11 protein-coding genes and 1 pseudogene are annotated in these 15,525 nt (G+C 72.1%); 5 read left to right on the top strand and 7 right to left on the bottom strand.

The window, feature by feature from the left end:
• Window positions 1-458: PucR family transcriptional regulator (locus FRZ03_RS36820; RefSeq protein ID WP_146469617.1), on the top strand; the 458-nt coding region annotated here is incomplete at its 5' end.
• A 36-nt stretch (window positions 459-494) separates the two neighbouring features.
• On the opposite strand, the gene FRZ03_RS41375 is transcribed toward FRZ03_RS36820, so the two are convergent.
• Entirely contained in the window at window positions 495-1,256 is a 762-nt protein-coding gene (locus tag FRZ03_RS41375) for a helix-turn-helix domain-containing protein (protein ID WP_146469417.1), read from the bottom strand.
• Between the two features lie 230 nt (window positions 1,257-1,486).
• On the opposite strand from FRZ03_RS41375, the gene FRZ03_RS36810 reads away from it, so the two are divergent.
• Together FRZ03_RS36810 and FRZ03_RS36805 are read left to right on the top strand one after the other, a co-directional pair.
• Complete coding sequence (locus FRZ03_RS36810) at window positions 1,487-2,158, top strand: DUF4097 family beta strand repeat-containing protein (protein WP_146469416.1); 672 nt, start codon at window positions 1,487-1,489, stop codon at window positions 2,156-2,158.
• A 357-nt stretch (window positions 2,159-2,515) separates the two neighbouring features.
• Window positions 2,516-3,055: pseudogene (locus tag FRZ03_RS36805) on the top strand (MFS transporter); the annotation flags it as partial.
• A gap of 67 nt (window positions 3,056-3,122) precedes the next feature.
• Here FRZ03_RS36805 and serA read toward each other — a convergent pair.
• From serA to FRZ03_RS36775, 6 genes are all read right to left on the bottom strand, one after another.
• Window positions 3,123-4,712 carry a phosphoglycerate dehydrogenase gene (serA, locus tag FRZ03_RS36800; RefSeq protein ID WP_146469415.1) on the bottom strand — a complete coding sequence of 530 codons (1,590 nt, stop codon included), beginning with the start codon at window positions 4,710-4,712 and terminating at the stop codon, window positions 3,123-3,125.
• A 250-nt stretch (window positions 4,713-4,962) separates the two neighbouring features.
• Window positions 4,963-5,961: a ketol-acid reductoisomerase gene (gene ilvC, locus FRZ03_RS36795; RefSeq protein WP_146469414.1), complete on the bottom strand. Its 999-nt coding sequence runs from the start codon at window positions 5,959-5,961 to the stop codon at window positions 4,963-4,965.
• A gap of 129 nt (window positions 5,962-6,090) precedes the next feature.
• On the bottom strand, window positions 6,091-6,615 hold the full coding sequence (gene ilvN, locus FRZ03_RS36790) for an acetolactate synthase small subunit (RefSeq protein ID WP_070023055.1): 525 nt from the start codon (window positions 6,613-6,615) through the stop codon (window positions 6,091-6,093).
• A gap of 22 nt (window positions 6,616-6,637) precedes the next feature.
• Entirely contained in the window at window positions 6,638-8,488 is a 1,851-nt protein-coding gene (locus FRZ03_RS36785) for an acetolactate synthase large subunit (RefSeq protein WP_146469413.1), read from the bottom strand.
• Window positions 8,489-8,731: 243 nt separating this feature from the next.
• Window positions 8,732-11,794, bottom strand: coding sequence for a putative bifunctional diguanylate cyclase/phosphodiesterase (locus tag FRZ03_RS36780; RefSeq protein WP_186785823.1), 3,063 nt, complete (start codon window positions 11,792-11,794; stop codon window positions 8,732-8,734).
• A 400-nt stretch (window positions 11,795-12,194) separates the two neighbouring features.
• Window positions 12,195-13,226, bottom strand: a complete 1,032-nt coding sequence (locus FRZ03_RS36775) for a 2-hydroxyacid dehydrogenase (protein ID WP_186785816.1) — start codon at window positions 13,224-13,226, stop codon at window positions 12,195-12,197.
• A gap of 76 nt (window positions 13,227-13,302) precedes the next feature.
• On the opposite strand from FRZ03_RS36775, the gene FRZ03_RS36770 reads away from it, so the two are divergent.
• Complete coding sequence (locus FRZ03_RS36770) at window positions 13,303-14,301, top strand: aldo/keto reductase (RefSeq protein ID WP_146469411.1); 999 nt, start codon at window positions 13,303-13,305, stop codon at window positions 14,299-14,301.
• Window positions 14,302-14,353: 52 nt separating this feature from the next.
• Window positions 14,354-15,514 (top strand): PQQ-dependent sugar dehydrogenase, encoded by a 1,161-nt coding sequence (locus FRZ03_RS36765; protein WP_186785815.1) that lies wholly within the window; start codon window positions 14,354-14,356, stop codon window positions 15,512-15,514.
• The last annotated feature ends 11 nt before the right edge of the window (window positions 15,515-15,525 follow it).

Genomic DNA, 15,525 nt, shown 5'->3' with positions numbered 1-15,525 from the left:
CGGTGGCCGCCGGGATCGCCGGGGCGGCCGGCTTCGCCGGGCTGCCGGGACCCGCCGCCGGGATCGGGGACCCCCGCACGGGCCTGGCCGAGCTGGGCACGGTCTGGCAGGAGGCCCGCGCGGCGGCGCGGGCGGCGCTGGCCGAACCGCGCCTGGGACCCGTCGCCGAGTGGCGGGGCATCGGACCGTACCGCCTGCTGACCGCGCTCCCGCCGGAGTCCGCCCACGACCCGGTGGCCGGCGCGCTCCTCTCCCCCGCCCACCGCGAACTGGCCCGCACCGCCGAGGTCTACCTGGACTGCGCGGGCCAGGCGGGCCGCACGGCATCCGAACTGGGCATCCACCGCCAGACCCTCTACTACCGCCTCAACCGCGTCGAACAACTGACCGGCCTCGACCTGGACGACGGCGAGGACCGCCTGCTGCTGCACATGGCGCTGAAGAGGGCGCGGCTGTAGGGGGGCGGCGGGCGCCTACGCGGATGCCCGGAGCCGCTACGAGTCCCGGTCGCCGCGCACCGCGCCTTCATCCCGCGCCTGCGGATCTTCGGGCCGCGCGTAGAGAACCTCCCGCGCCTGTTCCGCCGCGCGGGTGATGCTCTCGGAGACGAAGTCCACGAAGCGGGCGACGTTTTCGAGGCGGGTGGCGGCCCGGCTGCCGGGGCCGAGGACGCCCACGCCCTGCCGTGCGACCTCGACGACCAGGGCGTTGGAGCGGGCGGTGGACATCATCGCCTGGTACCAGATGTCGTCGTCCACGAGATAGCGCTCCCGGCGGCCTTCGTCGCGCTCGCGGCGCACCAGACCCTGGCTGTCCAGGAAGGCGATCGCCTTGGAGACGGACGCCGGGCTGACCTGGAGGCGCTGGACGAGTTCGGCTGCGGTGAGGCTGCCCGAGTCGGTGGTGTAGAGGCAGACCAGCACCCGGGCCATCATCCTGGGCAGCCCGGACTGGACGAAGACGCCGGCGAGCTTCTCCTCGTACGCGCGCACGGCCTGGGCGTCGCGCCCGTCGGGCCGCGCGGCCGGCTGCGTGTCCCGGGGGGCGCTCTGCCCGCGCCGGTGGGCGCGGCGCTCCGTGGCCCGGTGGGCCGCCTCCGCGCGGTAGGCGGTGGGGCCGCCGTTGCGCATCACCTCGCGTGTGATGGTCGAGGTGGGACGGTCGAGGCGCCTCGCGATCTCCGCGTAGGCGAGGCCGTCGGCCAGTCCCAGCGCGATCCGCTGACGTTCCTGCTGGGTGAGTCTGCCTCCCGGCATCGCGCTCTTCTCCCTCACATCCGTGGCGCCCGGCCCGCAGCTTAGCGTTCAGCTCCAATTCATTGCAACGGACGCGGGAAGTGCCGTTGCATTAGCCCGGAGCCTCGTTGCAATGAAATCGGCGTCCTGGCCTGCACATAAAGGAATTTGAAGCTATCTGTATGTTGCTCGATCCGTGAACGCAACGTAGCGTTTCCAGCATCGGAAACCACAGAGCCAAGGAGTTCACGATGCAGAAGTTCGACACCCCCACCCCCGTCTCCGTCCTCCTCGACATCCCCGCCGGACGCGTCCAGCTGATCGCCGCCGACCGGACCGACACCACCGTCGACGTCCGGCCGTCCGACGCCTCGAAGGGCCGGGACGTCAAGGCGGCCGAGCGGACCTCGGTGGCGTACGGCGACGGGGTGCTGCGGATCGAGGTCCCCGCGGCGGGCAACCGGGTCCTCGGCCCGTCCGGCTCGATCGAGGTGACCGTCCAGCTGCCCGCCGGCTCGCGCGTCGAGGCGAAGGCGGCGAGCGGTGAGTTCCGGGGCGTCGGGCGGCTCGGGGACGTCGCGTTCGCGGGCGCGCAGGGCGCGGTCAAGCTGGACGAGACCGCGGGCGCCCGCCTCGCCCTCCAGGCCGGTGACATCTCGGTCGGCCGGCTGGGCGGCGACGCGGAGATCAGCACCCAGAAGGGAGACCTCCAGGTCACCGAGGCCATGGGCGGCACCGTCACGCTGCGCACCGAGCACGGCGCCATCTCGGTCGGCGCCGCCCGCGGGGTCTCCGCGACCCTGGACGCCGGCACCTCCTACGGCCGTGTCGACAACGCCCTGAAGAACGCCGACGGTTCCGGCGCGGGCCTGCACATCCACGCCACCACCGGCTACGGCGACATCACCGCCCGCAGCCTGTGACACCGGGGGACGCGGGGTGCGGCGACGGATGAGAGCATGCCCGTCGTCGCACCCCGCGGCGCGGAGCGAGACGGGGCCCCGGCCGACGGAACACGCGGGCGAGGCGGCGGCACCCGCGCGGCCGCCCCTCCCGTGCGAGGCCATGGATGCGCGACGCGCCGGCCGCGTCACAGAAGCGACGTACGGGCACGCGCGTACCAGCGGTTCGTGCGGCCTCAACTCGCCGGTTAAAAGGCCGACTTCGGCCGACTGCGGTCATCCCTCGATGGAAGCGGGGCCCGAGGGCGCGGAGTTCGCCGCCGCCAGCACCTGCCGCAGCCCCTCCGTCAGCGCCTCCGCGTCCGGTGCGGTCTTCGGGTCGAAGGTCCCCTCACCGCACGGCTCGTGCAGCGGGGCGTCGACCGGGGGTACGTCGTCGCGGGCGGCTTCGCCGCGATGGCGGCCGGTTTCGTGATGCTCGCCCTGCTCGGCACCGACTCGCTGTGGCTGGTGCTGGCCGGGGCCGGCGTACTGGCCTGCGGGATGGTCGCCGTCATGTCCCAGCTGACCGACCTGGCCATGAGCGGCATCCCGGTGGAACGGGCCGGCACCGCCTCCTCGCTCCTGGAGACCGGCACCGAGTTCGGCGGGGCGCTCGGGATGGCGGTCCTGGGCTCGATCGGCACCGCGGTCTACCGGCGTCAGATGCCGGGCACCGCTCCGGCGGGGGCCCGCCAGACCCTGGGCGGCGCGCTGGCCACCGTCGCCCGTCTTCCCGGCGAGGCCGGGCAGTCCCTGCTGGCCGTCGCCCGGCAGGCGTTCACCACCGGGATGCGGGACGCCGCGCTGGCGGGGGCGGTGCTGCTGGTGCTGGCCGCGGTGGGGGCGGCCGTGTCCCTGCGGAAGAGCGAGGGGTAGGGGACGCGCGAACGCCGGACGGGCCGGGGGAGACTCCCCCGGCCCGTCCGGCGTGGTTCCAGCGCGCTCAGACCAGGTTCACCGAGCGGGCGGACGTCGCCCCGATCTCCTCGGCGACCTCGGCCAGCACCGCCGCCGTCACCGTGTCGTCCACGGTGAGGACGGCCAGCGCCTCGCCGCCCACCGTCGCCCGGGCGACCTGCATGCCGGCGATGTTCAGGCCCGCCTCGCCGAGGATGCGGCCGACGGTGCCGACGACACCGGGACGGTCCTCGTAGCGCAGGACGACCATGTGGTCGGCGAGGGCGAGGTCGACGTCGTACTCGCCGACCGCCACGATCTTCTGGACGTGCTTGGGGCCGGCCAGCGTGCCGGAGACCGACACCTCCTCGCCGGTGCCGAGCGTGCCGCGCACGGTCACCACGTTGCGGTGCTCGGTGGCCTCCGAGCTGGTGGTGAGGCGGACCTCGACGCCGCGCTCCTGGGCGAACAGCGGCGCGTTGACGTACGACACCGTCTCGTCGACGACGTCCTCGAACACGCCCTTGAGGGCGGAGAGTTCGAGCACCTTCACGTCGTGCTGGGTGATCTCGCCGTAGACCTCGACGTCCAGCCGGACCGCCACCTCGCCGGCCAGCGCGGTGAAGATGCGGCCGAGGCGCTCGGCGAGCGGGAGGCCGGGCTTGACGTCCTCGGCGATGACACCGCCCTGCACGTTGACCGCGTCGGGCACCAGCTCGCCGGCGAGCGCGAGGCGCACCGACCTGGCGACCGCGATGCCGGCCTTCTCCTGCGCCTCGTCGGTGGAGGCGCCCAGGTGCGGGGTGCACACGACCTGGTCCAGCTCGAACAGCGGGGAGTCGGTGCACGGCTCCTTCGCGTACACGTCGAGGCCGGCGCCGGCGACGCGGCCCTCCTTCAGCGCCGCGTACAGCGCCGCCTCGTCCACGATGCCGCCGCGCGCGGCGTTGACGATGCGCACGCTCGGCTTGACCTTGCGCAGCGCCTCGTCACCGATGAGGCCCAGGGTCTCGGGGGTCTTGGGCAGGTGGACGGTGATGAAGTCGGAGACCTCCAGCAGCTCGTCCAGGGAGACCACCTTGACGCCCATCTGGGCGGCGCGCGCGGGCTGCACGTACGGGTCGTAGGCGACGACCTTCATGCCGAAGGCGGACATGCGCTGCGCGACCAGGGCACCGATGCGGCCGAGGCCGACGACGCCGAGGGTCTTCTCGGCCAGCTCCACGCCCGTGTACTTGCTGCGCTTCCACTCGCCGTTCTTCAGCGCGGCGTTGGCCTGCGGGATGTTGCGGGCGGTGGACAGCAGCAGACCGCAGGCCAGCTCGGCGGCGGTCACGATGTTGGAGGTCGGGGCGTTGACGACCATCACGCCGGCCTTGGTGGCGGCGGAGACGTCGACGTTGTCCAGGCCGACGCCGGCGCGGGCGACGACCTTCAGCTTCTTGGCCGCGGCGATGGCCTCGGCGTCGACCTTGGTCGCGGAACGGATCAGGATCGCGTCGACGTCGGCGATGGCGGGCAGCAGCTCCGCCCGGTCGGCTCCGTTGCAGTGCCGGATCTCGAAGTCCGGGCCGAGGGCGTCGACGGTCGCGGGCGAAAGCTCTTCGGCGATGAGTACGACGGGTTTCGAGCTCACGTGGGTCCTCACAAGTCCAATGCGGACGGCCGTCCCGACGGCCGCTGGCGGAGGGGTGCTAGCCGCGTGGAAGACGCACGACGCTGTGGGCCTGACGCGTTTGTTGTGCAGCAGTCTAGTGGCGCCGCGGTCGTCGCTTTGCGCCGCTGCGGAAGGATCACCCGGACGGGGAACTCCATTGTGGAGTCATGCCGGGAGGTCGTGGCGAAAGGGGGCCGGAGCAGCATGCCCCGGCCCCCTGACGTGAGGCTTACGCCTCCTCGTTCACCCAGCTCATCAGCTGCCGCAGCTGCTTGCCCGTGGTCTCCAGCAGGTGCTCGGAGTCCTGCTTCTTGTACTCGTTGTACTTCTTCAGACCGCTGTGGTACTCGTCCATCCAGTTCTTGGCGAAGGTGCCGTCCTGGATCTCGGCGAGGACCTTCTTCATCTCCGCCTTGGTGGCGTCGGTGATGATGCGCGGGCCGGTGACGTAGTCGCCCCACTCGGCGGTCTCGGAGATGGACCAGCGCATCTTCTCCAGACCGCCCTCGTACATGAGGTCCACGATCAGCTTCAGCTCGTGCAGGCACTCGAAGTAGGCGATCTCCGGCTGGTAGCCGGCCTCGGTCAGGGTCTCGAAGCCCGCCTTGACCAGGGCCGCCGTGCCACCGCACAGCACGGCCTGCTCGCCGAAGAGGTCGGTCTCGGTCTCCTCGGTGAAGGTGGTCTTGATGACGCCGGCGCGGGTGCCGCCGATGCCCTTGGCGTACGACAGGGCCAGCGCGAAGGCGTTGCCGGAGGCGTCCTGCTCGACGGCGGCGATGCAGGGCACGCCGCGGCCCTCCTCGTACTGGCGGCGGACCAGGTGGCCCGGGCCCTTGGGGGCGACCATGCAGACGTCCACGCCGGCCGGGGGCTTGATCAGGCCGAAGCGGATGTTGAAGCCGTGGCCGAAGAACAGCGCGTCGCCGTCCTTCAGGTTGGCGGCGATGGACTCCTCGTAGACCTGGGCCTGGATCGGGTCCGGGACCAGGATCATGATGACGTCGGCCTCGGCGGCGGCCTCGGCCGGGGTGACCACGCGCAGGCCCTGCTCCTCGGCCTTGACCTTGGACGTGGAGCCCTCGTGCAGACCGACCCGGACGTCGACACCGGAGTCGCGCAGCGACAGGGCGTGCGCGTGACCCTGGCTGCCGTAGCCGATGACCGCGACCTTGCGGTTCTGGATGATGGACAGGTCGGCGTCAGCGTCGTAGAACAGCTCGGCCACTTTGGGTTCTCTCCCTATGTGTGCAGGTGGTGCGTCCCACCGTATGCCGGTGAGCGGTGAGGTGGTTCGGGGGTCTCGGCATACGGGCGACGATGATCGGGGGCCGCCCGTACGCGGTCGTACTCGGTCCTACGCGGACCGGTCGAGGGCACGCAGCGAGCGGTCCGTGATGGAACGGGCGCCGCGGCCGATCGCGATGGTGCCGGACTGGACCAGCTCCTTGATGCCGAACGGCTCCAGCATCTTGAGCATGGCGGACAGCTTCTCGCTGGACCCGGTGGCCTCGATGGTCACGGCCTCCGGGGAGACGTCCACGGTCTTGGCGCGGAACAGCTGGACGATCTCCACGATCTGGGAGCGGGTCTCGTTGTCCGCGCGGATCTTCACCAGGACGAGTTCGCGCTGGACGGCCTGCGCGGGGTCCAGCTCGACGATCTTCAGCACCTCGACGAGCTTGTTGAGCTGCTTGGTGACCTGCTCCAGCGGCAGTTCCTCGACACCGACCACGATGGTGATGCGGGAGATGTCGGGGTGTTCGGTGACGCCCACCGCGAGCGAGTCGATGTTGAAGCCGCGGCGGGAGAACAGGGCGGCGATGCGGGCCAGGATGCCCGGCTTGTTCTCCACCAGGACGGAGAGCGTGTGCTTGGACATGGTCTTTTTACGTCTCTCTCGCTCAGTCGTCTTCGCTGTCGCCGAAGTCGGGGCGGACGTCCCGGGCGGCCATGATCTCGTCGTTGGAGGTGCCGGCGGCGACCATCGGCCACACCATGGCGTCCTGGTGGACGATGAAGTCCACGACGACCGGGCGGTCGTTGATGGAGTTGGCCTCTTCGATGACCTTGTCCAGGTCCTCCGGGCGCTCGCAGCGCAGGCCCACGCAGCCCATCGCCTCGGCCAGCTTCACGAAGTCCGGCACCCGCGTGCCCCGGGCCTCGGGGTTCACGTCGTCCGGGCCGCTGTGCAGCACGGTGTTGGAGTAGCGCTGGTTGTAGAAGAGGGTCTGCCACTGGCGGACCATCCCGAGGGCGCCGTTGTTGATGATGGCGACCTTGACCGGGATGTTGTTCAGGGCGCAGGTGGTCAGTTCCTGGTTGGTCATCTGGAAGCAGCCGTCGCCGTCGATCGCCCAGACGGTCCGCTCGGGCCGGCCGGCCTTGGCGCCCATGGCGGCCGGGACCGCGTAGCCCATGGTTCCGGCGCCGCCGGAGTTCAGCCAGGTGGCGGGGTGCTCGTACTGGATGAAGTGCGCGGACCACATCTGGTGCTGGCCGACGCCCGCCGCGAAGATGGTGCCCTCGGGGGCGAGGCGTCCGATGCGCTCGATCACGGCCTGGGGGGACAGCGAGCCGTCCTCGGGCAGGTCGTACCCGAGCGGGTAGGTCTCGCGCCAGCGGTTGAGGTCCTGCCACCAGGCGCTGTAGTCGCCCTTGTGGCCCTCGCTGTGCTCCTTCTGCACGGCCTGGACCAGGTCGGCGATGACCTCGCGGGCGTCACCCACGATCGGCACGTCGGCCTCGCGGTTCTTGCCGATCTCGGCCGGGTCGATGTCGGCGTGGACGATCTTGGCGTACGGGGCGAAGCTGTCCAGCTTGCCGGTGACGCGGTCGTCGAAGCGGGCTCCGAGGGCGACGATCAGGTCGGCCTTCTGCAGCGCGGTGACGGCGGTGACCGCACCGTGCATGCCCGGCATTCCCACGTGCAGCGGGTGGCTGTCGGGGAATGCGCCGAGCGCCATCAGGGTGGTGGTGACGGGCGCTCCGGTGAGTTCGGCGAGGACCTTCAGCTCGGCGGTGGCCCCCGCCTTGATGACACCGCCGCCGACGTAGAGGACGGGCCGCCGGGCGGCGGTGATCAGCTTGGCGGCCTCGCGGATCTGCTTGGCGTGCGGCTTGGTGACGGGACGGTAGCCGGGCAGGTCCATGACCGGCGGCCAGGAGAAGGTGGTCTTCTTCTGGAGGGCGTCCTTGGCGATGTCGACCAGGACCGGGCCGGGACGGCCGGTGGAGGCGATGTGGAAGGCCTCCGCGATCACCCGCGGGATGTCCTCGGCCTTGGTCACCAGGAAGTTGTGCTTGGTGATCGGCATGGTGATGCCGACGATGTCCGCCTCCTGGAAGGCGTCCGTGCCGATCGAGGAGGAGGCGACCTGACCGGTGATCGCGACCAGCGGGACCGAGTCCATGTGGGCGTCGGCGATGGGGGTGACCAGGTTGGTGGCGCCCGGGCCGCTGGTCGCCATGCAGACCCCGACCTTGCCGGTGGCCTGGGCGTAGCCGGTGGCCGCGTGGCCCGCGCCCTGCTCGTGGCGGACCAGGACGTGGCGCACCCGGGTGGAGTCCATCATCGGGTCGTACGCCGGGAGGATCGCGCCGCCGGGAATGCCGAACACCGTGTCCGCGCCGACCTCCTCAAGGGAGCGAATGAGGGACTGCGCGCCCGTGACGTGCTCGACGGGGGCGGAGTGCTGTCCTCCGGATCGGGGCCGGGGCTGCGGATGATGGGCCCCGGTGGCCTGCTCGGTCATCGGCTTCTCTTCTCGATGCTGAGGTTTTTTGCGAGGTTTGGGCGGAGTTCGTGTGCCGCACGAGGGGCACTCGTGCAACAAAAAACCCCTCGTGCCGTAAGGCAAGCGAGGGGAGCGCGCCGGTGAGGGTCGCTGGGGATTCCGGATCGCCTTCCGGTGGGTCCCAGCTCAGCCGACGCGCTGTCCAAGTACGAGAATTCGGGTGCGCATGGAACTGACCCTCCACCCGGCACGCACCACGTGTCAAGTAGGTGGGACGGGAGTCTCAGCATGTGAGCGAAGGGCACTGCCGCCTCCGAAAACAGCGGGTACTCCTCCGGTGTACACCCCCGCAGCGCCCTTGGCGCCGAGACGCCCCTGCACGTCTCTCGCCCGGCCCGCGAACGCCGGTTCGGCCGGCGCGTGCGGCACCGGACAGGGCCCGGCACCGAGCGCCCGGCGCAGCCGGTACTCGTCCAGCGGCCCGGCGAAGGCCATGCCGGTGCCGTGGGTGCAGCCCATCGCGCGCAGCGCCACCGCCTGCTCGGGCAGGTCCACGCCCTCGGCGACCGACTGGAGCCCGAGGTCGCCGGCGATCCGCAGCAGCCCGCTGGTGATCTTGTGCAGCCGGGCGGACTCGACCACGCCCTCGACCAGACTCCGGTCGAGCTTGAGGATGTCCACGGGCAGTCTGCGCAGGGCGGCGATGGCCGCCTGGCCGCTGCCGAGGCCGTCCAGCGCGATGCGCACCCCGAGCCGGTTCAGCGCGGTCAGCCGCCGCTCCAGCTCGTCCAGCCCGAGGCCGGGATCGGTGTCGGCCAGCTCGACGACCAGCGCCCCGGGCGGCAGCCCGTGCCGGGTCAGCAGCGTCTCCACCGAGCCCGGCGGCAGTGAACGGTCCAGCAGCCGCCGGGCGCTCAGCCGCACCGCCACCGGTACGACCAGTCCGCTCGCCGCCCGCTCGGCGGCCTGCGCGACGGCCTCCTGGAGGATCCAGCGGTCCAGCTCGGCGGTCTTGTCGCCGTCCTCCGCGACCCGCAGGAACTCCGCCGGGGTGAACAGCATCCCCTGCGAGGAGCGCCAGCGGGCCTGTGCGCCGACCGCCGTGATCCGGCCGTCCTCCAGGCGCACCACGGGCTGGTGCAGCAGCGTGAACTCGCCGTCGTGCAGCGCGGCGCGCAGCCGGTTGGCCAGCTCCGCCTTGCGGACGACGTCCTGCTGCATCTGCGGCTTGTACAGCTCGACCCGGCCCTTTCCGGCCGCTTTCGCGCGGTACATCGCGAGGTCGGCGTTGCGCAGCAGCTCCCCCGCGCCGAGGCCGGGCTCGGCGAAGGCGACCCCGATGGAGGCGTTGACCCGGACGTCCCTGCCGTCGATCGCGTAGGGCTGGGAGAGCGTCGCCCGGAGCCGGTCGGCCAGCTCCAGGATGTTGCGCTCCCGGGCCTCCCGGTCATGGGTGCCGTCCCCGACGATCAGGGCCGCGAACTCGTCGCCGCCCAGCCGGGAGGCGGTGTCGCCCTGGCGGACCGCGTCCTGGAGCCTGCGGGCGGCCTGGATCAGGAGTTCGTCGCCGGCCTGGTGCCCGATGGTGTCGTTGACGGCCTTGAAGCCGTCGAGGTCGATGAAGAGCACCGCCGTACCGCGCAGGGCGTCGCCCCGGTCGGTGGCCCGGCGCCCGGACAGGGCCTGCTGGACACGCCGGGTGAACAGGGCGCGGTTGGGCAGGTCGGTGAGCGGGTCGTGCTCCGCGTTGTGCTGCAACTGGGCTTGCAGGCGGACCCGTTCGGTGACGTCCCGGCTGTTGAAGATCAGCCCGCCGTGGTGCCGGTTGACGGTGGACTCGACGTTCAGCCAGCCTCCCCCGCCCTCGGCTTCGCCCGAGCGGGCGGTGCCCCCGCCACCGGAGCGGAAGCGGCACTCGATGCGGGTGGTGGGTTCCTCCAGCGGGTCGGCGGCCAGGAAGCGGCGCACCTCGTGCAGCACGCAGCCCAGGTCCTCGGGGTGGATCAGGGCGGCCAGCTCGGTGCCCACCAGATCCTCGGCGGGGCGGCCGTAGACCCCGGCGGCGGCCGGAGAGACGTAGCGCAGGATGCCGTTGGGCGCGGCGATCATGATGACGTCGCTGGAGCCCTGCACCAGGGAGCGGAAGTGGTTCTCCTTCTGCGCCAGTTCCTGGGTGAGGGTGATGTTGTCCAGCAGCATGATGCCCTGGCGGATCACCAGGGCGAGCACGACGCAGCCCGCGGTGATCAGCACCACGTGATCGGGTCTGCGGCCGTTGAGGACGTTGTACAGGATGCCCAGGGTGCACACGGCCGCGGCGAGGTACGGGGTGAGCGCGGCGAGCGAGCCGGTGAGCGGCCGGCCCGCCGGGTAGCGGCCGTGCTCGGCGCCCGGCACCGGGGCGAGCCCCGTGGGGTGGCCGGTGCCGCGCGGTCCGGCCGACTGCTCGGGGATCGCGCGGGTGTGCTCGTCCGCCGCCCTGGCCCGCGGCCCGCTCCCGGGCCGGGGTGCGGCCCAGGGGGCGTAGGCGAGCAGCAGCGAGCCGGCGAACCAGCCCGCGTCCAGCAGCTGCCCGGAGCGGTAACTGCTGTGCAGCAGCGGCGAGGTGAACAGCGCGTCGCACATCACGGTCAGGGCGAGCGCGCCGATCGCGGTGTTCACCGCGGTGCGGTTGCCCGGGGCCCGGCGGAAGTGCAGCGCGAGCACCATGCTGACGAGCACGATGTCGAGCAGCGGGTACGCCAGCGACAGCGCGGTGTGCGCCACGCTCGGCCCGTCGAAGCGGGCCGCCTGGGCGAGCGCGAGGCTCCACGACAGGGTGAGCAGCGAGCCGCCGATCAGCCAGGCGTCCAGCCCCAGGCAGATCCACCCGGCTCTGGTGACGGGCCGTTTGGCGAGCACCAGCAGGCCCACGATGGCGGGCGGCGCGAAGCACAGGAAGAACAGGTCGGCGTAGGACGGGCTGGGCACGGGCCGGCCGAGCACGACCTCGTACCAGCCCCAGACGGCGTTGCCGAGGGAGGCCATGGTCGAGGACAGGCCGAACAGCAGCCAGGCCGAGCGGAAGCGCACCCGGCGGCGCCGGGCGTACAGGAAGCAGGAGACGGCGGCGATCCCGGCCGCGGCGCTGAGCCCGAAGTCGCCCATGACCAGGGCGATCTCGTCCGTGCCCCAGTCGCACGCGGCGCCGACGGCGTACGTCGCGCAGACCAGGGCGAGGACGAGCTGTTCGGTGGCGCGGACGCGTTCGGAGCGGACCGGCCCGCGCGGCTCCGGGTCCTGCGGGTGCGGTGCGCGCACCTCTTCGTCGATGGTGGTGGTCATCGTGGTGGTCGCGTTCACCGGGGCCTCCCGGTGGGTGCCGCGCCCGCGTCCCGCCGGTCCCGGTGCGCCGGGTGGGCGTGCTTGCGCTGGCAGGCCGGCCGGCGCGGGTGGTGGGTGTGGTGTCCGGTGTGATGACCGCGTCTGCGCGCGGCCGTGCGGTAGGGCCGCCGTCGGCGGCTCCGCCGCGTCGGATCGTTCGTCCATAGGCCGTGCATCGCCCGTCGCCCCCCTCGCAGTTCTGGAATGTCATCCCCGGCGCCGTGGTAGGCGGCGCTGCCCCTGTCGGGACGATACACCAGTATCGTCACTCAGGGACATAGCTTCTCTACGCTCCGTGACGACCAGCGGCGATGCGGGCACGGGCCGCGTCCGAGAGGTCGCGGAGGGTGCCGGAAACTCCTCAAAGCCCGTTCGTTCCAGGGCCGTCCGGTCCCGCCGGATCTGTTCCGCCGCAACCCTCGGGGGCGGTCTCCGCCGGGTCCGCGCCGGTCGTGAGGATCACGTTCCGCAGTGGCTCGTGGCGTGCGAACCGGGTCAGCTGGTCCACCAGCAGCCGCTTGGCGCGCGGCAGGAAAGCCGAGGAAGGACCGCCCATGTGCGGGCTGATCAGCACACCGGGCGCCCGCCACAGGGGGTGACCCGGCGGCAGCGGCTCGGGGTCGGTGACGTCCAGGGCCGCGGTGATCCGCCCCCGCTCCAGTTCGGCGACGAGTGCCCCGGTGTCCACGACCGGCCCGCGGGCCACGTTCACCAGCAGCGCCCCGTCCTTCATCCGGGCGAGGAACCCGGCGTCCACCAGGCCCCGGGTGGCATCGGTGAGGGGGGTGGACAGAATCACGACATCGGCGTCCGGAAGCAGCGAAAGCACATCCTCGGTCGCGTGCACAAGACCACGCGCCGTAGTGCGCCGGGAGCGTGCGACGCGTGCCACCCGCGCGACCTCGAAGGGCGTGAGCCGGTCCTCGATGGCGGCGCCGATGGGACCGTAGCCGACGATGAGGACGTTCTTGTCGGCGAGCGCCGGCCGGAACCCGCTCGCCCAGCGCTCCTCCTGCTGCGCCCGCACGAAGTCCGGGATGCCGCGCAGCGCGGCGAGCGTCAGGGTGAGCGCCAGCTCGGCGGTGCTCGCCTCGTGCACACCGCGGGCGTTGCAGAGCCGGACGCCGGGCGCGATGGACGACAGGTTCGCGGTCATGTCGTCCACACCCGCGGTGAGCGTCTGGATGACCCGGACGTTGGTCAGCCGCTTCAGCGGGCGGACCCGGACGGGCAGGGGCGTCATGTACGGCACCACGTACATCGCGCACTGCGCGGGGTCCCCGGGAAAGGCCTGTTCACCGTCCTTGCCGCCGTCCCAGAACAGATACCGGAACCCCTCGGGCAGGCCCTCGATCTCCTCCGGCGGGAGGGGAAGCCACACGTCTTCGCTCATGGCCAGGAGGCTATGTCAGGTACGCGCGGGCGCAGAGGTTAGGTTGGGGGCCGGGCTAAGGGAGGTTCCAGAGCAGGTGGAGCGCAGGACGATCGGCGCGGGGGCGCTCGCGGTGGGGGCCGTCGGACTCGGGTGCATGCCGATGAGCTGGGCGTACAGCGGGTCGAGGCGGCGGGGTGACGAGTCGCTGAGATGCGTCAACCGGGCACTGGACCTGGGGTCGAGCCTGCTGGACACCGCGGACATGTACGGCCCGTTCACCAATGAGCTGCTGCTGGGCCGGGTGCTCAGACAGCGGCGCGCGGAGGCCTTCGTCTCCACGAAGGTGGGGCTGCTGGTGGGCGAGCAGCACATCGTGGCCAACGGCCGCCCGGGGTATGTGAAGCGGGCCTGCGACGCCTCGCTGCGCCGGCTCCAGACGGATGTGATCGACCTCTACCAGCTGCACCGCCCCGACCCCGAGGTGCCCATCGAGGAGACCTGGGGCGCGATGGCGGAACTGGTGCGGGCCGGGAAGGTGCGGGCGCTGGGGCTGTGCGCCCTGGGAGCGCGCGGCGGACGCCGCTCGGGCGCGGGGCTGTACGACGGCACACTGCGCCAGTTGCAGCGGGTGCAGCAGATCTTCCCGGTGGCCGCGGTCGAGGCGGAGCTGTCGGTGTGGTCGCCGGAGGCGCTGCGGGCGCTGCTGCCGTGGTGCGAGACGCGGGGCGTGGGCTTCCTGGCGGCGATGCCGCTGGGCAACGGCTTCCTGACCGGCACGCTCACCCCGGGCGAGGGCTTCGAACCGGACGACGTGCGCGCCCGGCACCCCCGGTTCACCGCCGAGATGATGGCGGCCAACCAGCCGATCGTCGTCGGTCTGCGCCGCGTCGCCCGGCGGCACGGCCCGGAGGTCACCCCGGCGCAGGTGGCACTGGCCTGGGTGCTGGCACAGGGCCGCCATGTGATCGCCCTGCCGGGCACCAAACGGGAGCGGTGGGCCGCGGAGAACGCGGCGGCGGCCGGGCTGCGGCTGTCGGCGGCGGACCTGGCCGAGATCGCCCGGTTGCCCGCGGCGCAGGGTTCGTGGGACTGAGGGACCCTGAGGAGGGGAAGACCTGCCGCTGGAACGCCGCTCCGAAGGGATCATGATCGTGCGACGTCGAGCTGTGCCGGCCGTGCTGGCCGCCGCCCTGCTGCTGGCGGCGGGCTGCTCGTCCGGTTCGTCCGGAGTGGGCTTCCCCGGCCAGGGCCCGCGTACGGCGCCCCCGAGCACCGCGCCGGGCCGCCCGGCGACCGAGTCGGCGGCGCCCGCCGAGGGCTCGGTGCGGGTGCTGCGCACGGTGGCCGAGAACCTGAAGTCGCCGTGGGGCCTGGCCGCGCTGCCCGGCGGCGATCTGCTGGTCTCCTCCCGCGACGACGCGACGATCACCCGCGTGGACCCGGGCACCGGCCGCACGACCGAGCTGGGCACCGTCTCCGGGGTCTCCCCGTCCGGCGAGGGCGGGCTGCTGGGCATCGCGCTCTCCCCGCACTACGCGTCCGACCGCATGGTCTACGCCTACTTCACCTCCGCCTCGGACAACCGCATCGTCCGCATGCTGTACGACCCGCGCAAACCGGCCGGTGAGCAACTGGGCGCCCCGGACACCGTGTTCAAGGGCATTCCCAAGGGTCCCATCCACAACGGCGGCCGGATCGCTTTCGGCCCGGACGGGATGCTGTACGCGGGCACCGGCGAGAGCGGCAAGCGAGGTCTCGCCCAGGACAGGAACTCGCTGGGCGGCAAGATCCTCCGGCTGACCCCGGACGGCGAACCGGCCCCCGGCAACCCCTTCCCCGACTCCCCGGTCTACTCGTACGGCCACCGCAACGTCCAGGGCCTCGCCTGGGACGACCGGCAGCGTCTGTTCGCCTCCGAGTTCGGGCAGGACACCTGGGACGAACTGAACGCGATCAAGCCCGGCGGCAACTACGGCTGGCCCGACGCCGAGGGCAGGTCCTCCGACCCCCGCTTCCAGAACCCGATCGCCCAGTGGCACACCGACGAGGCCTCCCCCAGCGGCATCGCCTACGTCCACGGCGTGATCTGGATGGCCGCGCTGAAGGGCGAACGGCTGTGGCGCGTTCCGCTGCGCGGCACCCGGGCCGCGGCCGCGCCGCAGGCGTTCCTCACCGGCACCTACGGCCGGCTGCGCACGGTGGCCCCGGCGGGTGACGGCAAGCTGTGGCTGATCACCAGCAACACCGACGGCCGCGGCCATCCGAAGAAGGGCGACGACCGGATCCTGGAGCTCCGGGTCAACTAGCCGGCCGTAGG

This window comes from Streptomyces misionensis (genome assembly GCF_007896895.1).
GTDB classification, from domain to species: domain Bacteria; phylum Actinomycetota; class Actinomycetes; order Streptomycetales; family Streptomycetaceae; genus Streptomyces; species Streptomyces misionensis_A.
Note: the sequence above shows the minus strand (reverse complement) of the source record. Positions and strands in the feature narration are given on the sequence as shown.